The organism is Pseudophaeobacter flagellatus (genome assembly GCF_021228235.1).
GTDB classification, from domain to species: domain Bacteria; phylum Pseudomonadota; class Alphaproteobacteria; order Rhodobacterales; family Rhodobacteraceae; genus Pseudophaeobacter; species Pseudophaeobacter flagellatus.
The window spans coordinates 575,903-598,011 of sequence record NZ_JAJQRG010000002.1 but is presented as its reverse complement, the minus strand read 5'-3'; the positions used below and the strand labels follow the sequence as shown (position 1 = coordinate 598,011).

The 22,109-nt window shown below is 60.1% G+C and carries 20 protein-coding genes; 3 read left to right on the top strand and 17 right to left on the bottom strand.

Features of this window, described 5'->3' with window-relative positions; all coding sequences use genetic code 11:
- Positions 1-13: 13 nt before the first annotated feature.
- The 11 genes from LRK71_RS06270 to chvE all read right to left on the bottom strand — a co-directional run bounded on the left by LRK71_RS06270 (position 14) and on the right by chvE (position 12,413).
- Positions 14-865, bottom strand: coding sequence for an SMP-30/gluconolactonase/LRE family protein (locus tag LRK71_RS06270; RefSeq protein WP_232401897.1), 852 nt, complete (start codon positions 863-865; stop codon positions 14-16).
- Positions 862-1,470 carry a 2-dehydro-3-deoxy-6-phosphogalactonate aldolase gene (locus LRK71_RS06265; RefSeq protein WP_232401895.1) on the bottom strand — a complete coding sequence of 203 codons (609 nt, stop codon included), beginning with the start codon at positions 1,468-1,470 and terminating at the stop codon, positions 862-864. Before LRK71_RS06265 ends, LRK71_RS06270 begins: the two co-directional genes overlap by 4 nt.
- Complete coding sequence (locus LRK71_RS06260; RefSeq protein WP_232401892.1) at positions 1,467-2,369, bottom strand: 2-dehydro-3-deoxygalactonokinase; 903 nt, start codon at positions 2,367-2,369, stop codon at positions 1,467-1,469. Before LRK71_RS06260 ends, LRK71_RS06265 begins: the two co-directional genes overlap by 4 nt.
- Positions 2,370-2,372: 3 nt before the next feature.
- Positions 2,373-3,887 (bottom strand): aldehyde dehydrogenase (NADP(+)), encoded by a 1,515-nt coding sequence (locus LRK71_RS06255; protein ID WP_232401891.1) that lies wholly within the window; start codon positions 3,885-3,887, stop codon positions 2,373-2,375.
- Between the two features lie 13 nt (positions 3,888-3,900).
- Positions 3,901-4,818 carry a dihydrodipicolinate synthase family protein gene (locus tag LRK71_RS06250; protein ID WP_232401890.1) on the bottom strand — a complete coding sequence of 306 codons (918 nt, stop codon included), beginning with the start codon at positions 4,816-4,818 and terminating at the stop codon, positions 3,901-3,903.
- A 17-nt stretch (positions 4,819-4,835) separates the two neighbouring features.
- A complete protein-coding gene (locus LRK71_RS06245; protein WP_232401889.1) occupies positions 4,836-5,846 on the bottom strand; it encodes an aldose epimerase family protein in 1,011 nt (336 codons plus the stop codon).
- A 7-nt stretch (positions 5,847-5,853) separates the two neighbouring features.
- On the bottom strand, positions 5,854-6,783 hold the full coding sequence (locus LRK71_RS06240; RefSeq protein ID WP_232401888.1) for a Gfo/Idh/MocA family protein: 930 nt from the start codon (positions 6,781-6,783) through the stop codon (positions 5,854-5,856).
- Positions 6,783-8,525, bottom strand: coding sequence for an L-arabinonate dehydratase (araD, locus tag LRK71_RS06235; RefSeq protein ID WP_232401887.1), 1,743 nt, complete (start codon positions 8,523-8,525; stop codon positions 6,783-6,785). The genes LRK71_RS06240 and araD overlap by 1 nt, the downstream gene beginning before the upstream one ends.
- A gap of 1 nt (position 8,526) precedes the next feature.
- Entirely contained in the window at positions 8,527-9,762 is a 1,236-nt protein-coding gene (mmsB, locus tag LRK71_RS06230) for a multiple monosaccharide ABC transporter permease (RefSeq protein ID WP_232401886.1), read from the bottom strand.
- Positions 9,763-9,773: 11 nt separating this feature from the next.
- Complete coding sequence (mmsA, locus tag LRK71_RS06225; RefSeq protein WP_232401885.1) at positions 9,774-11,294, bottom strand: multiple monosaccharide ABC transporter ATP-binding protein; 1,521 nt, start codon at positions 11,292-11,294, stop codon at positions 9,774-9,776.
- 66 nt (positions 11,295-11,360) lie between these two features.
- Positions 11,361-12,413 (bottom strand): multiple monosaccharide ABC transporter substrate-binding protein, encoded by a 1,053-nt coding sequence (gene chvE / locus LRK71_RS06220; protein WP_232401884.1) that lies wholly within the window; start codon positions 12,411-12,413, stop codon positions 11,361-11,363.
- Positions 12,414-12,559: 146 nt separating this feature from the next.
- Between chvE and LRK71_RS06215 the strand changes: the two genes are divergently transcribed.
- Positions 12,560-13,477, top strand: coding sequence for a LysR family transcriptional regulator (locus LRK71_RS06215; RefSeq protein WP_232401883.1), 918 nt, complete (start codon positions 12,560-12,562; stop codon positions 13,475-13,477).
- Between the two features lie 93 nt (positions 13,478-13,570).
- Here LRK71_RS06215 and LRK71_RS06210 read toward each other — a convergent pair whose 3' ends face one another.
- Genes LRK71_RS06210 through LRK71_RS06195 form a run of 4 tightly spaced genes read right to left on the bottom strand, consistent with a single transcriptional unit; the run spans position 13,571 to position 17,984 of the window.
- Positions 13,571-13,882: an AtuA-related protein gene (locus LRK71_RS06210; protein ID WP_232401882.1), complete on the bottom strand. Its 312-nt coding sequence runs from the start codon at positions 13,880-13,882 to the stop codon at positions 13,571-13,573.
- Positions 13,869-15,167 carry an acyclic terpene utilization AtuA family protein gene (locus LRK71_RS06205; RefSeq protein ID WP_232401880.1) on the bottom strand — a complete coding sequence of 433 codons (1,299 nt, stop codon included), beginning with the start codon at positions 15,165-15,167 and terminating at the stop codon, positions 13,869-13,871. Before LRK71_RS06205 ends, LRK71_RS06210 begins: the two co-directional genes overlap by 14 nt.
- Positions 15,164-17,023 (bottom strand): TRAP transporter permease, encoded by a 1,860-nt coding sequence (locus LRK71_RS06200; protein ID WP_232401879.1) that lies wholly within the window; start codon positions 17,021-17,023, stop codon positions 15,164-15,166. The genes LRK71_RS06205 and LRK71_RS06200 overlap by 4 nt, the downstream gene beginning before the upstream one ends.
- 1 nt (position 17,024) lies before the next feature.
- A complete protein-coding gene (locus LRK71_RS06195) occupies positions 17,025-17,984 on the bottom strand; it encodes a TAXI family TRAP transporter solute-binding subunit (RefSeq protein ID WP_232401878.1) in 960 nt (319 codons plus the stop codon).
- Positions 17,985-18,074: 90 nt separating this feature from the next.
- Here LRK71_RS06195 and LRK71_RS06190 point away from each other — a divergent pair, with 90 nt between their 5' ends.
- Both LRK71_RS06190 and LRK71_RS06185 read left to right on the top strand, forming a co-directional pair.
- Entirely contained in the window at positions 18,075-19,019 is a 945-nt protein-coding gene (locus LRK71_RS06190) for a LysR family transcriptional regulator (protein WP_232401877.1), read from the top strand.
- Positions 19,020-19,320: 301 nt separating this feature from the next.
- Positions 19,321-19,725, top strand: coding sequence for a DUF6134 family protein (locus tag LRK71_RS06185; protein WP_232401876.1), 405 nt, complete (start codon positions 19,321-19,323; stop codon positions 19,723-19,725).
- A gap of 45 nt (positions 19,726-19,770) precedes the next feature.
- Here the strand turns inward: LRK71_RS06185 and LRK71_RS06180 are convergent, their stop codons facing one another.
- Together LRK71_RS06180 and accD are read right to left on the bottom strand one after the other, a co-directional pair.
- Entirely contained in the window at positions 19,771-21,045 is a 1,275-nt protein-coding gene (locus LRK71_RS06180; RefSeq protein WP_232401875.1) for a bifunctional folylpolyglutamate synthase/dihydrofolate synthase, read from the bottom strand.
- A 102-nt stretch (positions 21,046-21,147) separates the two neighbouring features.
- A complete protein-coding gene (accD, locus tag LRK71_RS06175) occupies positions 21,148-22,092 on the bottom strand; it encodes an acetyl-CoA carboxylase, carboxyltransferase subunit beta (RefSeq protein WP_232401874.1) in 945 nt (314 codons plus the stop codon).
- Positions 22,093-22,109: the final 17 nt, after the last annotated feature.

The following is a 22,109-nucleotide window of genomic DNA, read 5'->3' as shown; positions in this document are numbered from 1 at the left end:
TGCGGCTATTGTTTCAAAGAATGACGCGGTTTTCCGGGCAGCCTGTGTAGTTGATGTCCGCGCGATAAAGGCAGCCCTCGTCAGGTCCGGCCTGGTGAAGACCTTGCCGCGCTGTGGTCACAAAAAGCTGAGAAAAATCGGCACCGCCGAAGGCAGGACAAGAGCTGTGCTTGCCGCCGACATGAACCACGTGATCAAGTCGGCCATCGGGCAAATACCGCGCCACGCGCCCCGCCCCCCACTGCGCATTCCAAAGCGCGCCTTCGGCGTCACATACCGCCCCGTCAGGGAACAGCGCCTCTGGGCCAAGGTCGACAAAGACGATTGCGTCACCAACTGGCCAGCCCGCCTGATCAAGCGGCTGGCGCATGATCTTTGCCTGGGGGGTGTCGCAGAAATAGGCGGTGGTGCCATCCGGGGCAAAACAGATCGCATTGGGGATCGTAACTGCGTCGAATAGCTTGCGAAGCTCCCCTTGGTAGAGCCGGTAAATCGCCCCGGCCTCCGGCTCGGCCTGTTTGCCCATCGTGCCAATCCAAAAGCCGCCACAGGGATCGGCCCGCCCGTCATTTGACCGGGTGACCGGGTTTTCGGCTTCCAGCGGATGCAGCAAGCTGCGGGTGCCGCTGGTGATATCAAAAGTGAAAAGCCCGGTTTCAAAGGCGATCAACAACCTATCGCGATCAATCCAGCCCGCCGCCGAGGCATGTTCGTCAAACTGCCAGTCCAGCGCTGCGCCATCCACCTGCGACAACAGCCGCTTGCCCAGAATGTCGAACCAGAACAATTGCTGCCGTTCAGGATGCCAAAGCGGCCCCTCGCCCAGCGCGCAGGCGCGGGTATCAAAAATCTCTGCCTTGGTCATGCAAACACCTCGTCATAGGCGCGAACCACCTTCTGCGCCCGTATAGCAACATCCTGGGCCTTGTCTCCGGGACGGTAAAGCGCGGCACCAAGGCCAAACCCGTTTGCCCCCGCCGCGCGCCACTGTGCAAAGCTGTCAGGCTCTGCGCCGCCAACAGCCAGCACAGTTGTTTCCGGCGGCAGCACAGCCCGCACCGCCTTGAGCCCGGCCGGGCCGATCAGGGCACCGGGAAAGAGCTTCAGCCCATCGGCCCCGGCCCGCAGCGCGGCAAAACACTCGGTCGGGGTCATGGCACCGGGATAGGACACAAGACCAGCCGCCTTGCTGGCCCGGATCACCTCAGGGTTGGTGTCGGGCGACACAATCAGCCGCCCGCCAGCCGCCTGCACCCGCGCGACATCCTGCGGGGTTAGTACCGTGCCTGCGCCGATCAGTGCCGTGTCGTCAAAGGCCTGTGCTAGCAGGGCGATAGACTCCAGCGGGTCTGGCGAGTTCAGTGGCACTTCGATCTGCAGGATACCGGCTTCGATAAGCCGCCCTGCGATGGCTGTCACATCGGCAGGCGTCACGCCGCGCAGGATGGCGACAAGGTTGCGCTGTGTCATGGGCAGTCCTCTTGTTGACGATAGGCTGCTTTCAGCCCCTCCAGGGCAAGATCGACCCCATTCATTGTGGTTACCTCGCCGCCAAGCTGCGCAAGTGCGCTATGATAGCAGCGGGCTAGGTTGTCGGCGCCAATCACAGCCACCGCCCTGCCCTGCCAATAGTTGCGCATTGCCGCCAGCTCGGCCCCGATCAGCAAGCCCGACAGATGGGCCTGCGATGCATCTTGCGCCCCCGCGCCGACAAGCGACCCGGCCCGCAGCCCAAACAGCTGTGAAAACACCTGCGCGGGCTGCGCCTCTGAGGTGGCAATTGCCGCAGCAAAAACAGCATCATCCCAACTAGCGTCAAGCGAATGCCGCAGGATTGACTGGTGGCACAGCAGATCAAACAGCTCTCCCGTCATGGCAGTGTTGAAGGACTGCACCGTACCGCCCGCAATGCGCACCCATTTTGAATGGGTGCCGGGCAGGCAAAGCGTACCGTCAAACCCCGGATCCCTTGCCAGAATACCGGCGATCTGGGTCTCTTCGCCGCGCATGACATCGGGCGGGTCCATCTGGCAAAGCCCGGGCAGAATACGCACATCAAGGCGCGGGTCCCGCGTTGGTGCCCGGACTGTACGCCCCTTTGCGGGCAAGCAGGGCACGGCAGAATAGGGGGCTTCGATCCACCCCTGCCGCGCCCCGGCCATACCGCAGATCAACACCTTGGTGCGGCCTCCCTCGGCCAGAAAAGGCGCGGCCAGTTCCAGCAGCGCGCCCTCAAAGTCATCTGGCTGCAAACGCCCCATGCCCCTGTCGGACGCTGCATCGCCGACGACCCGCCCCATGCCGTCCAGCGCCCAAAGGCGCAGGCGCGAGGTGCCCCAGTCGACGGCGATCCAGTGTGCTGTGGCCATATGTCAGTCCAGATCGCCCGGCAGAAGACTGTCGGGGATATTTTGATAGCAGACAGGCCGCAGGAAGCGACGGATCGCAAAGGTGCCCACCGAGGTTGCACCAAAATTGGTCGAGGCAGGGTATGGCCCACCATGGACCATCGCCTCGCAGACCTCGACACCGGTTGGAAAGCCGTTTGCCATGACACGGCCGGCCTTGCGTTCCAACACAGGCATCAGCTTTTGCCCAAGGCTGGTGTCGCCGCTGTCCATATGCAGCGTGCAGGTCAGCTGGCCTTCCAAGGACTGCGCCACCTTCAGCATTTCAGCCTCATCCGCGACCCGGACGATCAGGCCGAGCGGGCCAAAGACCTCTTCGCCCAGCGCGTGATTGGCAAGCCATTCTGCGCCGGTTGTGGCGAACAGATAGGGCGTCGCATTGCGCTGATCGCAGCTGGAGGTCAGCAGTTCCTGCACCCCTGCGCTGGCGGCCAGACGGTCGCGCCCGGCGCGGTAGGCGCTGGCGATCCCATCGGTGAGCATCGTTTGCGCGCCGACCGGCTCCAGCGCGTTGATCGCCGCCCTGGTAAAGGCATCTGCATCCGCGCCATCAATGACGATGGCAATACCCGGATTGGTGCAGAACTGCCCGGCCCCCATGGTCAGCGACCCGGCCCAGCCAGTGGCGATATCGCCGCCACGGGCCTGCAGGGCGGTCGGCAACAGGAACATCGGGTTGACGCTGCCCAGTTCCCCAAAGAAGGGGATCGGAACAGGTCGCGCGGCGCAAAGATCAAACAGCGCGCGCCCACCGCCAAGTGAACCGGTAAAGCCCACCGCATTGATCAGCGGGTGCTGCACCAAGGCCTCTCCGACATCGCGTGTATTGCTTTGGATCAGCGAAAAGACGCCCGGTGCCACACCACAACTGGCGATGGCGGCCCGAATTGCCTCGGCGATGATTTCGCCGGTGCCGGGGTGGGCTGGATGGCCTTTGACAACAACGGGGCAGCCAGCTGCAAGCGCGGCAGCGGTGTCACCGCCTGCGGTGGAAAAGGCCAGCGGGAAGTTCGAGGCGCCAAAGACAGCCACCGGGCCAATGGGCCGCTGCACCAGTTTGAGATCAGGCCGCGGCAGCGGCGCACGATCCGGCTGCGCTGCGTCGTGGCGACGATCCAGATAGTCACCATTGAGAATATGCGCCGCAAACAGGCGCAACTGGCCGGTGGTCCGGCCACGTTCGCCCTGCAACCGGGCCTCTGGCAGGCCGGTTTCCTGCGTGCCGATCTCGGTGATGGCATCGCCACGTGCCTCAATCTCGTCGGCAATCGCGTTCAGCAAGGCGGCCCGCTCGGCGCGGGTGGAATACCCGTAGGACCAGAAGGCTTCTTCGGCCGCATTACAGGCACGGTCGACATCACCGGGTGTGCCGAGGCTGAAGCTCTGGGCCGGACCATGTGCGGGCTCGGAGTTGAATGTCGTGGCACTTGCCACCCAATCGCCTGCGATCAGGTGTTTTCCGTGTGCTTGAAATGTCATGTTTCTTGTCTCCTTATTTGCCCCAGCGAAGTGCGATCAGATCAAGCTCACCAGCAAGTTGCAAGAGTCTGGTTGTTGTTCTTTCGCTCATCGGCTTCAGTGGATGGCGGACATGGTCCGACCCGATCACGCCGCCAGCCATCATCACCGTCTTGGCCGCGCGCAGACCGCATTGGCGGTTTTCATGGTTTATCAGCGGCAGGCACAGTTTCCACTGCGCCAGCGCCCCGTCGTGATCGCCATCTAGATAGCGCGTGACGATCGGCCGGATCAGTTCTGGCTGCAGTGCCGAGGTCATGGTTCCGGTTGCCCCGGCATCGAGATCGGCGAGCAATGTCACCGCTTCTTCACCGTCAAACGGGCCGACGATATCATCGCCACCAGCCTCGATCAGCGCTGCCAGCTTATCGGCAGCAAAAGGCGTTTCGATCTTGAAATAACTGACATTTTCGATCTCGCGCGCCATTTTAACCAGCGACGGCACCGGCAGCGAGACACCAGATAGCGGCGCGTCCTGCACCATGATCGGGATGTTGATCGCATCCGAAACGGCCTGAAAATGCTCATGGATCCCTGCCTCACTGGGGACCAGCCCGACCCCGTGATAGGGAGGCATCATCATCACCATCGCCGCGCCCATCTTCTGCGCTTCGACAGCGCGCGCCACTGCGATACCGGTAAAAAAGTGGCTGATCGTCACGATCACCGGCACCCGGCCTGCCACATGTTCGAGGCTCAGCCTGGTCAGGGTGGCCCGCTCGTCATCGGACAGCAGGAACTGTTCGGAATAATTGGCCAGGATGCAGATCGCATCGACCCCCTGGTCGATCAGGCAATCGAGAACACGGCGCATCCCGTCTTCGTCGACGCGGCCATCGGCGTGAAAGGGCGTCGGGGCAACGGGCAGAATGCCGGTCAGTCTTTTCTTCATATCTGTCTCCTTGGATTTCAGTCGCGGACATGCGGGTGAAACCGCGAGACCTGGCGATAGGTCTCACCCGGGTTCAGCCGGATATCCGGGTATTCGGGATGATTGGGGGCGTCGGGCCAGGCCTGCGGTTCGATCGCAAGGCCGGCATTGGCCCCATAGGGCATACCAGTGAGCGTGGCCGCCAGCCCCGTATCAAGATGGGCGCCCTCATAAATCTGCAAGCCAGAGCTATCAGCCTTGACCTCAAGCCGCATGGGGCCATAGTCAAGACAGCACAGAGAGCGCAACGCCTGTGTCGGTTCAGCAAAGCAAAAGTTGTGATCCAACAGTGCATCGCCCGCGCGTTTGACGGCCCGTGGCCTGCGGAAATCAAACCGCGTCCCATCCAGCGGCGCAGGCGGTCCAAGCGGGATCAGATCGGCATCAACCGGCAGGTAGCTATCGGCGGGCAGGGTCAGGTCATGGTGTTGCAAGCCATCCTCGGGGGCAAAGCTCCAATAGGCGTGATGGGCCAGATTGCAAAATGTCGGTGCATCGGTTCGGGCGCTTAGCGTCAGGCGCAATGCGCCGTCATCTTCCAGCGCATAGCGCGCGGTGATGTCGAGCCTGCCGGGAAAGCCACCTTCACCATCGAGCAGGCTGACCTTCAACACCACCTGCGCGCTGTCATATTCGGCAATGGTCCAATTGCGCAGACTGGTCCCGCGGGCACCGCCATGCAGACAGGTCCTGGCGTTTTCATTGCGGTCCAGCGCGACAACGCGGCCCTGCAGGGGCGCGCGCCCCTTGGCGATCCGGTTGGCGACACGGCCTGCAATTGCCCCGCAATGCTGCAAAGGCCCCAGATAGGCGGCAAAATCCGGACTGCCAAGAATGACCGGAGCCTCCCAGCCCTGAACACGATAATCCTGCAGGCTTGCGCCCCAGCTCATCACTGCGGCACGGCTGCCGCCGTTTTCCAAACGCAGAAGGTGAACGGGATCACCGCCCGGCGTCGTGCCAAAGGTTTCAACGGGTGCATGCCGCATGGTGCGCTCACTCGATGAAAGGTGCGACAGAAACCCGCCGCCCCAGCGTAAAGGCATCTGCCACATGGCGCATCGGTGACAGATCCATATCGATGTCACCATCGCCGACAACCTGCGCCATGCGCGCATAGAGCCGGGGGTACTCTCCCGTCAGGCTAAAGCCGGTGTCCTCCAGCGTTTCCTTGCCGTCGATGGTCAGCCTGGCGCCGCCAGCGGATAGCATCAGCTTGCCCTGATCCGTTTCCGCCTCGATGGTCCAGATCTGTTCGCCCTGCTGCAGAAAATCCAGCTCGGCCGTGATCTCGGCCCCTTGTGGATGATAAAACCCAACCGAGGCGGCAATCGGGGTCTGGCAGTTTTCAGGCACCTGCAGAACCGCATTGGTAACATGGATGGGATCGGGCAGGATCTCTGTCACGATCGACAGGGCGTTGATACCGGGATCAAAGACACCCAGGCCGCCGGGTTGCCAGATCCAGTCCTGACCAGGATGCCAGCGGCGCACGTCCTCTTTCCAGGTCACGGTAAGGCGGCGCAGGGTCTTGTCGGCCAGCCATGCCTTGGCGCCTGCCACGCCCGCTGCTTCACGCGAATGCCAGGTCGCAAAGAGCGAAACCCGCTGCGCCCGCGCCAGGGTTTCCAGCGCGTGACATTCCGATAGCGTCGCGCCAGGCGGCTTTTCCAACATGACATGCCGCCCGGCCCGGATCGCGGTCTGGGCCGCAACAAAGCGCGGGACCGGCGGCAGACAGAGCGACACGACACGAATGTCGGGACAGTTCTGCAGCATTTCATCCAGATCGGTGAAGGCGGGGACGCCATCAACTGTGCCCTGGCGTGATACGGTCGCGGCAAGATCCCAATCCGGCGCGGCGGCGATGGCCGGAACATGCTGATCCACGGCAATCTTGCCAATGCCTACAAGTGCAATTTTCATCAATGCGAATCCTTTCCGACCGGTGCCCCGCGGCACCCTTTGAGAAAGTCGAGATCAGCGCCGGTATCGGCCCCCTCAACATGAGCCTGATGTAGCCAGGCATAGCCCGACGCCGCCGTTTCATGGCGCGGTTGCCAGTTGGACAGGCGGTCGGCCAGTTCGGCATCGGAGATATCCAGATGCAGGCGACGGTTTTCGACATCGACCTCAATCATGTCACCGCTCTGCACCACCGCCAGCGGGCCACCAGCCGCCGCCTCGGGCGAGGTGTGCAGGATCACAGTGCCATAGGCGGTGCCGGACATGCGCGCATCCGAGATACGGATCATGTCGGTGATACCCTTCTTCAGAACCTTCGGGGGAAGCCCCATGTTGCCCACCTCGGCCATGCCGGGATACCCCTTTGGGCCGCAGTTCTTCAGCACCATGATGCAGGTTTCGTCGATATCCAGATCATCATCCTCGATGCGCGCCTTGTAATCGTCGATATCTTCAAACACCACGGCGCGGCCACGATGCTGCATCAGTTCAGGCGAAGCCGCAGAGGGTTTGAGGATCGCGCCCTTGGGCGCGAGATTGCCCTTGAGAACAGCGATACCGCCTTTTTCCGTCAATGGCTTGTCAACGGGCCGGATCACGTCCTCGTTGCCGTTGACCGCTTCCTTGATTTCATCCCAGATCGTTTCCCCCGAAACGGTCAACGCGTCCTTGTGCAGCTTCCCGGCCTCGGCCAGCCGTTTCAGAACAACCGGAAGCCCGCCTGCATAAAAGAACTCTTCCATCAGGTATTTGCCAGAAGGCTGCAGGTTCAAAATGGTGGCAATGTCACGGCCACAGCGGTCCCAGTCATCAAGGGTGATATCAATGCCAACACGGCCGGCGATGGCCAGCATATGTACCACCGTATTGGTTGATCCCCCCACCGCGCCGTTGCAGCGAATGGCGTTTTCAAAGGCAGCGCGGGTCAGGATGTCAGAGGGCTTGAGATCGTCCTTAACCATCTGCACGATGCGCCGCCCCGAAAGCTGCGCCATAACACGGCGGCGGCTGTCGACAGCCGGGATCGCTGCATTGCCGGACAGGGCCATGCCCAGCGCTTCGGCCATAGAGGCCATCGAGGAGGCCGTGCCCATGGTGTTGCAGGTGCCGGAAGAGCGGGTCACCGCAGACTCCGCTGACAGGAATTCCTCCTGCGTCATTTCCCCGGCTTTGACCGCCTCGGAAAAGCGCCACAGATGGGTGCCTGCACCAACACGTTCGCCCTGGAACCAGCCGTTCAGCATCGGCCCGCCCGTCACCACGATAGAGGGCAGATCGCAGGAGGCCGCAGCCATCAACAGCGAGGGCGTGGTCTTGTCACAACCGACCATCAGCACGCAGCCATCCATCGGCTGTCCACGGATCTGCTCTTCGATCGACAGCGCTGCGAGGTTGCGAAACATCATCGCCGTGGGGCGAAACGTGTTTTCCGAGGCCGAGAAGACAGGCACCTCCAGCGGAAAGCCCCCGGCCTCCCAGATGCCGGCCTTCACCTTTTCAGCCAGTTCGCGCAGGTGGCCGTTGCAGGGCGTCATGTCCGACCAGGTGTTCAGGATGCCGATCACGGGACGACCGTCGAACAGATCGTCCGGGTAGCCCTGGTTCTTCATCCAGCCACGATGGTAGATCACGTCCTTGGTGCTGCCGCTGTACCATTCGGCAGAGCGCAGTTTGCGGGGCCATTTTGCGGGTTTAAATGTCATATCAGGCCTGCTTTGATTTGTTGTAAACATCGAAGATCACAGCGGCGAGCAGCACCAGCCCCTTGATCACCTGCTGGTAGTCGATGCCAATGCCAAGGATCGACATACCGTTGTTCAGCACGCCCATCAGGAAGGCCCCGACAACCGCGCCGACGATCTTGCCGACACCACCCGACATAGAGGCCCCACCAATGAACACAGCTGCGATCACATCCAGTTCAAGCGCAAAGCCTGCTTTGGGCGTGGCCGAGTTCAGCCGTGCGGCAAAGACCATGCCCGCCGCTGCGGCCAGCACCCCCATGTTTGCAAAGGCCAGAAAGGTCAGGCGCTCGGTCTTGATACCCGACAGTTTGGCGGCCTTTTCGTTGCCGCCCAGGGCATAGATGCGGCGGCCAGTGACGGTGCGCTCTGTGAAGAAGGCATAGATGAGGGTCAGCACACCCATGGTCAAAAGCACATTGGGCAGGCCGCGAAACGTCGACAGCTTGTAGAAGATGAAGATCAGCGCCAACGACGTGATCCCGATCCGCGCATAGAAGAAGGCGCTTGGCTCTACCTCCATGCCATAGGCGCGGTTCTGGGCGCGTGATTTCATGCCCATCCAGGTGATCAGCCCCGCCGCGACCAGCCCCGTCGAAAGCGACAGCACATTCACCCGCTTGACGTTCAGCAAATCGGCCAGCGCCGAGGACAGCCACGATGGGAAAATATCCGGCACAAAGCCGTTTGATATCATCTGGAATTCACGCGGGAACGGGCCCAGAGATTGGCCTTCCAGCAGCCAGAGCGACAGGCCGCGAAACACCAGCATCCCCGCCAGCGTGACGATGAAGGAGGGAATCTTCCAATAGGCGATCCAATAGCCCTGCGCCGCACCAATAAGGCCGCCCGCCACAAGGCAGGTCACCATGGTGACTCCGGTGGAGAGTTCCCATTCGACGATCATCACCGCGGCCAGCGCGCCGACAAACCCCATGACGGAGCCCACCGACAGGTCAATATTGCCGCTGACAATGACGATCAGCATCCCCAACGCCATGATGATGATATAGCTGTTCTGTAGCAGCAGATTGGTCACGTTCACCGGCTTCAACAGCGTGCCATTGGTGACAATCTGGAAAAATGCCATGATCGCGATCAGGGCAAACAAGAGACCATATTCACGCATATGCCGCACGAGGTATTCCTTGATCCCCAGTTTCTTGGGGGCCTCTGCGGTGCCTTCTGCAAGTTCCATTTTGCTGTCTCCTATTCGGTCACGATGAGCGACATGATGCGCTCTTGGCTGGCGTCTTCGGCTGAGAGTTCGCCGACGAAGGAGCCTTCGTTCATTACGTAGATACGGTCACACATGCCCAGAAGTTCGGGCATCTCGGAGGAAATCATCACGACACCTTTGCCCTGGGCCGAAAGGTCGTTGATGATGCCGTAAATTTCAAATTTGGCCCCGACATCAATGCCGCGGGTCGGTTCGTCCAGGATCAGCACCTCGGGCTGCGCGAACAACCATTTGGACAGCACAACCTTTTGCTGGTTGCCGCCTGACAGGTTCATAACCTTCTGAAACACGCTGGGGGTTCGGATGTTCAGCGCCGACCGGTAGTCTTCGGCTACCTGGGTTTCGCGGGCTTCGTTCAGCACCATGTTGCGCGACACCTCAGGCAGATTGGCCAGGGTGATGTTGCGCTGAATGGTTTCATCAAGAACCAGACCCAGCGATTTGCGATCTTCGGTGACATAGGCCAACCCGGCCTTGATCGCCTTGGAGACAGAGCTCACATCAACCGGGGCACCCTTCATTTCGACGCTACCGGATATATTGCGGCCGTAGGACTGGCCAAAGATGCTCATCGCCAGTTCGGTGCGCCCGGCCCCCATCAGCCCGGCGATACCAACGACTTCGCCTGCGCGCACAGTCAGGTTGACGTCGTCGATCATCTGCCGCTCGCTATGCTGCGGGTGCCAGACGTTCCAGCCTTTGACCTCCATCAGCGTTTCCCCCGCGCGGCGGGCGCGCCTGGGGTAGCGGTCGGCCATGTCACGGCCCACCATGTCACGCACGATGCGATCTTCGGTGATTTCGCCCTTCTCGGCCTCCATGATAGAGACGCTGGTGCCATCGCGTATAACGGTCACGGTATCGGCCACGCGGCGCACCTCGTTCAGCTTGTGGCTGATGATGATCTGGGTGACGCCCTGCTCTTTCAATTCAAGCATCAGATCCAGCAGCGCCTGGCTGTCGCTTTCCGAGAGCGCGGCGGTAGGTTCGTCGAGGATCAGCAGGCGCACTTCTTTTGAAAGCGCCTTGGCGATCTCGACCAACTGCTGTTTGCCCACGCCCAGCGCATCAACCAGCGCGCTTGGCGGTTCTGACAGCCCAACCTTGCGCAAAAGATCTTCGGTGCGGCGATTGGTTTCGCGCCAGTCGACAATGCCGCCAACCGCGTATTCATTGCCAAGAAAGAGATTTTCGGCAATCGACAGCAGCGGCACCAGCGCCAGTTCCTGATGTATGATGATAATCCCGCGCGCTTCGGAATCCGAGATGCCGGAAAATTCGGCCAGCGCGCCGTCATAGTGAATTTCGCCCTCATAGCTTCCCGCCGCATAAACACCGGAGAGCACCTTCATCAGTGTAGATTTGCCAGCGCCGTTTTCCCCGACGAGAGCATGAATTTCACCCTGTTTTACGGCCAGGTTTACCGAGTCGAGCGCCTTGACCCCAGGAAATTCCTTGGTGATCGAGCGCATCTCGAGTAGCGCGTTCATAGCCCTACCTCCATGATTGAAAAGGCCTGCCCGCCCGCAAGCGGACAGAACCAAAGGGAAACCAGGTTACTGGACTTCGTCCATCGTGTAGTAACCGGACCCGATGATCACCTCTTCCCAGTTCGACATGTCGACAGAAACCGGTTCCAACAGATAGCTTGGGATGATCTTGACGCCATTGTCATAGGTCTTGGTGTCATTGATCTCAGGCTCGCCGCCTTTGAGCAGCGCATCAACCATGCCCACAGTCACCCGGGCAAGCTCACGCGTGTCTTTGAAAACGGTTGAATATTGCTCGCCTGCCAGCATCGACTTGACCGAGCGCAGTTCAGCATCCTGGCCGGTAATGATCGGCATTTTCAGATCATCCGAACCATAGCCCACCCCCTTGAGCGACGAGATGATACCAATCGACAGGCCGTCATAGGGAGAGAGAACACCATGCACCTGGGCTTCGGTGTAATGGGCCGAGAGGAGGTTATCCATGCGGGACTGTGCCACCGCACCATCCCAGCGCAGGGTGCCGACGGTTTCCATACCCATCTGGCCGGATACAATATTGACGGTGCCCGCGTCGATCAGCGGCTGCAGTACCGACATCGCACCATTGTAAAAGAAATAGGCGTTGTTATCGTCGGGCGAGCCGCCAAACAGTTCGACATTATAGGGACCATCGCCAAAGCGCTCTTTCAGCCCGTCAACCAGCGATGACGCCTGCTGAACGCCAACTTTGAAATTGTCGAAGGTGGCGTAGTAGTCAACATATTCGCTGTCGCGGATCAGCCGGTCATAGGCGATGACGTTGATATCGGCGAAATGGGCATTTTCCAGCGCGTTCGAAAGCGTTGTACCGTCGATCGCGGCAACCACCAGAACATCAACGCCGTTGGTGATCATGTTTTCAATCTGGGCAAGCTGGTTGGGGATATCATCCTCGGCATATTGCAAGATGGTGCCATAGCCAGCAGCTTCGAACTGTTCCACCATCGAATTGCCGTCCGAGATCCACCGCGCAGACGATTTGGTCGGCATTGCGATACCAACAGTTCCTTCAGCGAAGGCAGCAGTCGACACGAGTGCCGACGCCGCCGCTGTGATAAGCAGGCGGGTGAGTTTCATGGTTTCCTCCCAAAATGCGCGGTCATTTATATATCTATCGCGCGCTTCCTCATTCCGAGCGATTAGGCTCGCCGCATGGGTAGGGCAGGTTTACATAACAGTAAAATTCTAATAACCACAAATGACATACCAAAGGTGTTATGTTCATGTCGATTGCACGCCGTCTCAAGACCTCTCATCTGCGCCTGATCCTGCGGGTGGCAGAGACAGGCAAGCTTCAATCCGCCGCCGAAGAAATCGCAATATCGCAACCTGCGGCATCGCGGATGCTCTCTGAAATCGAAACCCTTGTCGGCGCGCCGCTGTTCACCCGTCACGCCAAAGGCATGGCAACGACAGCGATCGGCGAAACAGTTGTGCGCCACGCCCGGCAGATCCTCCAGAGCTTCGACAGGCTGGAAACCGATGTGCAACAGGTCACCGACGGCCGCACGGGATCCGTACGCATCGGCACGGTGACGGGCCCCGCAGTGGGCATGGTCGTTCCGGTGATCCGCGCCGTCCGTGAGCTGGCCCCAGAGGTAGAGTTCACCGTCGAGGTCGCGCCCTCAGCCGCATTGCTTCGCGGACTGGATGAGGGCAATTTCGATTTCATCATCGCCCGGCCTCCGCCCGATGACAGCGGCCACCACTACCGCATTCATCCAGCCCGCAACGAAGTGGTCTCTATGCTGGTCTGCCGCGACCATCCCCTGGCCGGGCGCAAGTCGCTCCGCCTGCGCGACCTAGCCGATTTCGAATGGGTCATTCAGGACCGCGGCACCCCGATCCGCGCCGCGGTTGAGGCGGCGTTCTACGCCAATCGCGTCAAGAGGCCGACCCAGGTCACCAACACCTCATCCCTGCTTGTGGCGCTGGCGCTCTTGCAGGGGTCAACCGCCATCGCGCCGCAATCCTACGAGGTTGCAGAGCTGCTGGCGGGCTCTGGCCTGGACGTCAATGTCACGCGGCTGGATCTCGTCGAAGATATTCTGGTCTCACCGTTTTTTGTGATCGTCCAGCAGGACCGCCAGCTTTCCCCCGTGGCCGAACAGGTCATCCAGGAAACATTCCGCAGAATCTAGCCAAAGACGCACCCTGGCCCAAGCAATCTGGGGCCCAAGCAATCTGAAGCAGCCCCGCGTGCCCAAGGCTTGGGGACGCGGAGATTTGGGGGCTTACGCGCTGTCAGATGTCAACGACATTTCAAGCAGCACTGAAGAGAGACATTTGCCATGGGCATCCAGTGCCAGGGATCTTGTGACCCCCCCTTTGAGGGCACCTTTAAGGACAAAATTCATGGCGCAGAGCTGCGGCAGAACATAGCGCGACACCGCGCTGGTCGGCTGGTTTAGATAGGCGGCGACGCGTTCGGCTGAAATCTCGGCGAGCAAACGATCAAAATCCTCTGCACGGTAGGCGATAATGGATATATTGGAGGTATCCCCTTTATCCCCGGTTCGGCCGTGGGCAAGCTCATGCAGCTTCATGGTTCACTCCCAAGATATCAGCGCGCAATTGAACACGCTGCGAAGGCATCAATGTCGAGGCAATGGCGATGATTTCCCGCACTGACTTCGAAACGCCCCCCCCTGCTGCCGGGCCGCATAGGTAAAGCGATTCCACTTCTTCGCCGATCAAACGGGCGGTGGCGGCACTGGTGCAGCGGGCGGTGTAGCGCAGGCGCGTCTCCTCTTCGCTGCCAATCAGGTGCCCAAGACGCTCGTCGATATCAGATGCAGTCAGTCGCTGGTCCAGAATTAACCTGGCCAGGTCGGCGCGGGCGCGGGCATTGCTCCCCATGTAGGAAATTTGCCCCTCTCCTTGCCAGCCGTCTCGGTAAGCAACCGAAACCTTGAGTTGCCCGGTCGGGGGCTGGCCAGTTGCACCGCGCACCGCCACGCGATCCTTGCCAATGGCTTCGAAGGTAACTTGCGAGAAATCCGCCACGACATCCGGCTGCAGATAGCGCGCGGGGTCATGGATTTCATAAAGCAGCTGTTCGGTACAGGTGGCCGGGGTGACAATCCCGCCGGTATTCGCAAGCTTGGTCACAACCGCGTTGCCATCTGCTGTTACCTCGGCCAAAGGAAAGCCGATATTGGCAAGGTCAGGCACATCCTTGACGCCCGGATCCGCAAAATACCCACCGGTAATCTGCGCGGAACATTCAAGCAGGTGGCCAATCAATGTACCGCGCCCAAGCTTTTCGTAATCGTCCATCGCCCAGCCAAAGTGATGCACCAAAGGCGCCAAGAACAGCGCAGGATCAGACGCACGTCCGCATATGACAATGTCAGCCCCCTGCGCCAGCGCCTCGACGATACCGGAAACGCCGATATAGGCATTTGCCGAAACCATGCGTTGCCCCAGCGTCGAGGCGGGTTGCTTGGTTTCATCAAGGATGAAATCCGCGATCTGATCAGAGACATCGTCCCCCGTCACCATCGCGACTTTCAACGACAGCCCAAGATCAGCCACAATGGCACGGGCCTTTTTCGCTGCGGCGCCCGGGTTGGCCGCCCCCATGTTTGTGATAATCTTGGTACCGTGTTTTGCACAGCCCGGCAGGGTTGCGCGCAGGCGGCGCTCAAGCAGCGGATCATAGCCTGCGTCGGGATCGTCAAGTCGTGCCTTTTGCGCCAATGCGATGGTGCGTTCGGCCAGACATTCAAAGACCAGAACATCCAGCGCCCCGCGATCTGCAAGATCGGCAGCCGGTGCGATCCGGTCCCCTTGAAATCCCGCGCCACAACCAATTCTGAAGGGGTTCATGCCAAGACCTCCTTGTGCCTTTGGCCCAGCCTGCGGGCACCAAAATATACGGCGAGGGCAAGGATAGGGGTGAATGACTGGGGCCAGATTGCCAGAGCAATCACCGCAATAAGCAAAGCCGTGTCGATCGCCCGGTTTCCGACAAGTGGCGACCCTGTCAGCAGCGTCGGCACCGCAAGCACCAGCGCCGCCCCCGCCAGGATCGCTTCGGCTATCGCAACAGCGCCGCCTTGAAGCAACATGCCGGGAAAGAGCAGCAGCAAGAAGGGCACAAGATAGGTCACCGCGCCAAGGCGCACAGCGTGCCCCGCAGCCGGGAGCCAGTTGGTGTTTGCAATGCCAGACCCAACAAAGACTGCCACGCAGACGGGGGGCGTGATGACAGAAATCGTGGCGAAATAGAACACAAAAAGATGGGCCGCCAAGGGGTCAACACCCACGGCTGTCATGGCGGGTGCCAGCACGGCTGCAACCAGAACATAGGCGGCGGTGGTCGGCAGGCCCATACCCATGATCAGGCAGACAAAACCCACGATAACCGCAACCATCGGCACGCTGTCGCCCGCCATCGACACGATCAGGGATGACAGGGTCACGCCGATGCCCGTCAGGTTGATCATCGACACCAGCACCTGCGCACCCGCCAAAAGCACGCCGATGATGACCATGCCTTTTCCGGCGTCTTCCAATCCGTTGATGACCTTGCCGATCATCTCACGCGGGGACAGCCTGCCCGCTTCGGTTGCAATAAATGCGATCAACAGCCCAATGACGCCGTAAAACGCAGCGGTGGCAATCGACCGGCCAAGCCAGATGCCGATGCCAAGCCCACCAAGCGCACAAAGGATCGGTGCCACACGACGTGGTGACAGGATGGTGGCCCATGCAGGCAACTCGTCCTCCGGAACAACGGCAAGGCCACGGCGCAGGGCGACAAAATGCACGGTAACAAAGACAGAGGCATAGAACAGGACAGCCGGGATGATCGCCCCGAGGATAATTGTGGTGTAGGGAAGGCCCAGAATTTCCGCCATGACGAAGGCAGCAGCCCCCATGATTGGCGGTGCGATTTGGCCCCCTGTCGACGCCACCGCCTCTACCGCTGCTGCGAAGGGCCGCGGATAGCCAAGCCGGATCATCATCGGGATGGTAAAGTTGCCCGTGGTCGCGACATTTGCCACCGCAGAGCCCGAGATCATCCCGAACAGGCCACTTGCAATGGTTGCAATTTTGGCCGCCCCACCGGGCTGACGGCCGCCAAGGCGCATGGCAAGATCCATGAACGCCTGCCCACCCCCGGTATGCAGCAAAAGCGCGCCGAACAGGACAAAGGCGGCGATGACCGTTGCCGCTACCCCCGTCAACATGCCCCAGATCCCAAGATCCCCAAGAAAGATCGTCTCGGTCACAAAGGCCGTATCAAAACCGCGATGACGCAGGGCACCAGGCAGCAAATTTCCGAACAGCGCATAGCCCAGCCCCACCAGAACGAGGACCGGAAAGATCAATCCTACGGTGCGTCGCCCAAGCTCTAGCACCGCCAGCACAAGCCCTACAGTCAACGCTTTGTCTATGGTTGTGGCCCAGGGCAGCGACGTCATTATTTCGTCGTAGTTCCAAACGACATAGCCACAAGCGATCAGCACAAGGCCGCAAAGCGCGAGATCAATTGCAACACCAATCGGACGCCAGCGGGTGCCAGCGCCCAACGGGTAGAGCGCGAAACCCAAAGAGGACACCAGCGCCAGGAAAAGCGCGCGCTGAATCAGCCCTTCGAACGGACCACTTGCCGCTGTGTAGAAAACGAAGGCTCCTACCAATATGGCAAGCCCTTTTTGAATATTCGCAAGGGTCATATCACTTGGCCATCAACTTGGCAGGGATCTCCATGCCCTGTTCTTCGAACCAGCGCGCGGCCCCCGGATGCAGCGATATGGTGCCATAATCCAAAGTCATCTGGGCCAAGTTCGCCCCCTCAAGCGCAGCCATGGCATTGGCCTGTGCGGTCTTGTCGGCCATGATAACAGAAACAATTTGGTAGGCCGTTTCGTCGTCCATTGATGCAGGCGCGGCGACCCCAACCCCAAAGGCCCAGGTGCTGTACGCAGGGATATCATCAGCAGCACCTGCTGGAATATCCACGACGGAAATATCCGGCATGTCTGCCCGCAGGGTGTCAGCCTGTTCCGGGCTTAAGCCAAGAACCGAAATATCTGTCGAAACCGCGATATCCATGGTGGACCCGTCAAGCTTTAGACCCGAACCCGATTTGACATAGCCCACCAGGCGATTGTCCTTGATTGCACCGACAATATCGGTTGTCGAGCCGCGCACATAATCGGCGCTGAGCCCAAGCGCTTTGAACACGGCTTCGGTCGTGGCTTCGGTCGATCCGCCCTTGATGCCAGGGTTGAACCGTTTTCCTGCCAACTCCTCCAGGCTATCGGCATCAGCATCGGCGCGGACAACGACGTTTTGCGGCGCGTTGGTATACACCCACAGCAGGCGCAGGTCTTGCGCATTGCCTTCAAAGGCGTTGGTGCCCGATACGGCGTGCTGCACTGCATTTGTCGTCACCAGGCCAAGGTCAATCTGTCCGCGCCCCATGCGGCGGATGTTGTCCAGCGTCGCGCCTGTTTCAACCACAGAGGCTTTCAGCCCTTCGGTATTTTCATTGATCAGTTGGCCTACTGCAACAAAATATCCGTAGTGGCTCGACGATGCCGAGGTAGAGCCAATCAGCAGGTCAGTTTCCTGCGCGGCCAGTGGCGATGCCAGCAAAGTTGCGCCAAAAAGCGCGGCGATTGTGTGTTTCATGAGTTCCTCCCTTGGATGCCCTATGGGGGCCAGGCGATCATGCAATGAATTACCTGTTGCGAAAATGGCTGATTTTGGAATAATTGATGCATGAAACGCAACAATATGTCTTTGTCTGATTACACTGCGGTACTGACACTGCAAGAAACCGGATCCTTCCGCGCCGCCGCCGAGGCACTGCGCATGTCGCCATCTGCTCTCTCTCGCCACATTTCGGCGCTTGAAGATCAGCTCGGCACACGCCTTTTTGACCGGGACACGCGCAATGTCAGACTTACCACCAGCGGCGCTGTGCTTGCCCGTATCGCAGCGCGTATGGTTCACACCGCCCAAGATGCATATGCTGAGTTCGACGCGCACCTATCGGCGCGGCATGGGCAGTTGACCATTGCGGGGCTCCCCTCTGTCACGGCGGCCTTTTTGCCCCAGGTCCTGCGCCGTTTTACATCGAAGTATCCGGACATCGACCTGAAAATCATCGACGCGCTATCGGACAGCGTGATCGAGGTTATTGAAACGGGGCGTGCAGAAATCGGCTTCACTGCGGGGACGCTGTCGACACGGTCTCGGCTCGCGTTTCAACCGGTGATGGATGATGCTTTTGTTGCGATTGGGGCACCCGAGGGGCCGCTTCAGGAAGACCGACCATATGATTGGTCGGAACTGGTAGAGATGCCGTTCATTGCAATGGCACAGGGCACATCCGTACGTGAATTACTGGACAGCGCCTGCCTTCGGCTGAACCGGCCGCTTTCGCCAAGGTTTGAGGTCGCGCATCTGGCAACCGCCGGTGCATTGGTGGCCGAGGGGCTGGGCATTACGGCGCTGCCGGAATTGACACTGCCGATTTTGCCGACCGAGCGGCTTGTCCAGCGATCCATCATAGGTTTTGGGGCCCGGCGGCGAATCGGGCTGGTGCGTCAAACCGGGCGATCCCTCTCCCCGGCAGCCAGTGCTTTTCTAGAGGTTTTGTTGGAAACGCCCGTCAAAGCCAAGCCATCGCCTGTCGGTGTTCCGGTAAAAGAGAGCGAGTGAGGCCTTCATATCCGGGTCATTTCCCGGCGGGCGCAACAGCAGCCGGGAAATGACCGCTGCGTTGCGGCCAACCGTTGCACGCGCAGCAACCGCTGTGCACCCTTCACGACACAGCGGCATGTTCAGGATGCGATCGCTTGTAAGTCTGTTGTAAGGCTTGCCCCCCATTGAAGCGCAAATCGCAGCACACAATGGAATATGATATGCGTCTTCTTGCAATGGCCGTCGGGATTGCTGTCGCTTAGGCGGCACCTGCTCACGCCCTCTCTGTCCCATCCAATGGAAAACTGCCTTTGACGTCATGCGCAAAGGCAAGGACATCGGCGATCACAGCTACAGCTTTTCCGGTGGCGGCGGCGCGTTGACCGTGAAGGTGACGACGGAGATTGTGGTAAAGGTGCCTTTAATCAGAACCACCGCCTATAGCTTCAAACACACCAGTGTAGAGAGGTGGAAAGGTGGCACGTTGCAGCAACTCAGTTCGGCCACAAATGATGATGGCACGCCGCACAGCTTGCAAACAGCAAACAAGGGGGCTTTGATGGGCCTTTCAGGCCCCATGAATTTGCGATCTTCTGGTTTTTCTTCCAGTCCGGACCGGCCCGAAACTATCGACCAGAAACTGCGCGCACCGGTTGCGATTGGAACAAGGCGCGACCAAGCACTGCCCTTTCTGCCGGTGCGCCAAGCTGTTGACCGGGCTTAAACAGTGGATATTTGGAGCCAAATGAAGCAGGGGCAGAGTATCCGTTCAGCCGTTTTCGCGTAGGATATGGCCCGCAAGGTAAAGAGAGCCGCAGATCAGCACCCGCGCCTGGGGGTCCTGGTGCAGGATCTGCTCTAGGGCGGCGCTGGTGTTTTCTGCACAGGTGGCGGGCAGGCCAACCGATACGGCGGCGGCTTTGGTTTCGCTGGCCGACAGCGTGTTGACCTCATCTGGGATGGAGACCGCCGTCAGGCTTTGAGCCTGGGTCGCCAGCGGGGCTAGATAACCGGTCACATCCTTGGTGTTGAGCATGCCGCAAATCAGGTGAGTCGGCCGTTTGGGCAATGCTGCCAGGACCTCTGCCAGGGCGCTACCGGCGGCGGCGTTATGGCCGCCGTCTAGCCAGAGTTCGGCCTGCCCTGCCGCCGCAACCAGCGGACCAGTTTTCAACCGCTGCATTCGGGCCGGCCATTCGGCCTGCAGCATTGCTGCTTCGCAGGCGGTTTCATCGGCGCCAAGGCGGCGCAGCGCCGCCAGGGCCGCGCCTGCGTTTTGCACCTGATGTGCGCCCAGAAGCGCGGGCATTGGCAGATCCAGCAGGCCGCGTTCATCCTGATACACCAGGCGGCCGCGTTCTTCGCTAACGTGCCACTGCTGCCCATAGGCCAGGACCGGCGCGCACAGTTGCGCCGCCCTGGCTTCGATGACGTCCAGGGCCTCTTCGGGTTGTGGGCCCACCACCACCGGCACGCCGCGTTTAATGATGCCTGCCTTCTCAAAGGCGATCTTGGCCAGGGTATCGCCCAGAAACTGTTCATGGTCGATCGAGATCGGCGTGATCACCGTGAGCTCTGGCTTGGCGACGACATTGGTGGCATCCAGTCGGCCCCCAAGGCCAACCTCAAGCAGGGTATAATCCGCCGGGGTGCGGGCAAAGGCGAGCAGCCCGGCCACGGTGGTGATTTCAAAATAGGTAATGCTTTCCCCGCCGTTGGTGGCGTAGCACTCATCAAGAATTTCGCTGAGATGCGTTTCGGAAATCAGCTCTCCGGCCAGGCGGATGCGTTCGTGGAACCGCGCCAGATGCGGCGAGGTATAGGCGTGGACAGATTTTCCCCAGCCTTCAAGCCCGGCGCGAATCATCGCCTGGGTTGACCCCTTGCCATTGGTCCCCGCCAGGTGGATCACCGGCGGCAGGCTATCCTGCGGGTTGTCCAGCCGCGCCAGCAGCTGCCAGACCCGATCCAGCGTCAGGTCGATAATCTTCGGGTGCAGCGCCAGCATGCGGGCGAGGATGACGTCGGATTTTGGCTGGGTCATGAAGCATACTCAACTGGCAACGGGTCAAAAAGACAGGGACAGATAAACGACAAACGGCCCACCCTGATAAAAGGCGGGCCGCATCACAAAAGCCTAGCGCATTCAGCCGTCCGATGGGGCAGGTTGAGCGGCATCCGGGGCGTCAAGAGCGGCGGTTTCGCCCTCGCTCGGGGCGGGCAGATCCCCCACCACCTGTGGCGGCAGCCCCATCAACATACGGATGATGGTGACCAGCTCCTGGCGCATCTGGGTGCGCGGAATCACCCGGTCCAGCATGCCATGGTCCAGCAGGTATTCCGCCCGCTGGAAGCCTTCGGGGAGCTTTTCGCGAATAGTCTGTTCGATTACCCGCGGCCCGGCAAAGCAGATCAGCGCGTTGGGTTCGGAAATATGCACATCGCCCAACATCGCATAGGATGCCGTCACGCCCCCGGTGGTGGGGTGGGTCAGCACAACGATATAGGGCAGGTTTGCCTCTTTCAGCATCTGCACCGCAACGGTGGTGCGCGGCATCTGCATCAGCGACAGGATGCCTTCCTGCATGCGCGCGCCCCCCGCAGCCGAGAACAGCACCAGCGGGCGGCCAAGCTTCACGGCCTCTTCGGCGGCGGCGATGATCGCATTGCCGACATACATGCCCATGGACCCGGCCATAAAGGAGAAATCCTGCGCCGCGGCAATGATCGGCGTGCGGCCAATTTCGCCGGAAACCACCAGCATGGCCTCTTTTTCATCGGTCTTTTTTTGCGCCGCCTTCATGCGGTCGGGATATTTCTTCTGATCCCGGAATTTCAGCGGATCCGCAATCGGTTCCGGCACTGTGACCTCGGTGAAGATACCACCATCAAACAGCGCGGCGAAACGATCGCGCGGCGTGATATGCATGTGGTGATCGCAGTTGGTGCAGACGTTTTGATTGTCGCTCAGCTCGCGGTGAAACAGCATGGTGCCGCATTCACTGCATTTGTGCCAAAGGTTCTCAGGCACTTCGCGGCGCGAAAAGATCGAATTGATCCTTGGGCGAACGTAATTGGTGATCCAGTTCATATCATGCCTCTATCGGG

Coding starts and splice junctions, on each gene's coding strand:
- LRK71_RS06180 (WP_232401875.1), bottom strand. CDS start 21,045: ATGACCCAGCCAAAATCCGACGTCATCCTCGCCCGCATGCTGGCGCTG.
- LRK71_RS06265 (WP_232401895.1), bottom strand. CDS start 1,470: ATGACACAGCGCAACCTTGTCGCCATCCTGCGCGGCGTGACGCCTGCC.
- LRK71_RS06260 (WP_232401892.1), bottom strand. CDS start 2,369: ATGGCCACAGCACACTGGATCGCCGTCGACTGGGGCACCTCGCGCCTG.
- LRK71_RS06245 (WP_232401889.1), bottom strand. CDS start 5,846: ATGCGGCATGCACCCGTTGAAACCTTTGGCACGACGCCGGGCGGTGAT.
- LRK71_RS06195 (WP_232401878.1), bottom strand. CDS start 17,984: ATGAAACACACAATCGCCGCGCTTTTTGGCGCAACTTTGCTGGCATCG.
- mmsB (WP_232401886.1), bottom strand. CDS start 9,762: ATGGAACTTGCAGAAGGCACCGCAGAGGCCCCCAAGAAACTGGGGATC.
- accD (WP_232401874.1), bottom strand. CDS start 22,092: ATGAACTGGATCACCAATTACGTTCGCCCAAGGATCAATTCGATCTTT.
- LRK71_RS06270 (WP_232401897.1), bottom strand. CDS start 865: ATGACCAAGGCAGAGATTTTTGATACCCGCGCCTGCGCGCTGGGCGAG.
- LRK71_RS06190 (WP_232401877.1), top strand. CDS start 18,075: ATGAAACGCAACAATATGTCTTTGTCTGATTACACTGCGGTACTGACA.
- LRK71_RS06200 (WP_232401879.1), bottom strand. CDS start 17,023: ATGACCCTTGCGAATATTCAAAAAGGGCTTGCCATATTGGTAGGAGCC.
- LRK71_RS06185 (WP_232401876.1), top strand. CDS start 19,321: ATGCGCAAAGGCAAGGACATCGGCGATCACAGCTACAGCTTTTCCGGT.
- mmsA (WP_232401885.1), bottom strand. CDS start 11,294: ATGAACGCGCTACTCGAGATGCGCTCGATCACCAAGGAATTTCCTGGG.
- araD (WP_232401887.1), bottom strand. CDS start 8,525: ATGACATTTAAACCCGCAAAATGGCCCCGCAAACTGCGCTCTGCCGAA.
- LRK71_RS06240 (WP_232401888.1), bottom strand. CDS start 6,783: ATGAAAATTGCACTTGTAGGCATTGGCAAGATTGCCGTGGATCAGCAT.
- LRK71_RS06255 (WP_232401891.1), bottom strand. CDS start 3,887: ATGACATTTCAAGCACACGGAAAACACCTGATCGCAGGCGATTGGGTG.
- LRK71_RS06210 (WP_232401882.1), bottom strand. CDS start 13,882: ATGAAGCTGCATGAGCTTGCCCACGGCCGAACCGGGGATAAAGGGGAT.
- LRK71_RS06215 (WP_232401883.1), top strand. CDS start 12,560: ATGTCGATTGCACGCCGTCTCAAGACCTCTCATCTGCGCCTGATCCTG.
- LRK71_RS06205 (WP_232401880.1), bottom strand. CDS start 15,167: ATGAACCCCTTCAGAATTGGTTGTGGCGCGGGATTTCAAGGGGACCGG.
- LRK71_RS06250 (WP_232401890.1), bottom strand. CDS start 4,818: ATGAAGAAAAGACTGACCGGCATTCTGCCCGTTGCCCCGACGCCCTTT.
- chvE (WP_232401884.1), bottom strand. CDS start 12,413: ATGAAACTCACCCGCCTGCTTATCACAGCGGCGGCGTCGGCACTCGTG.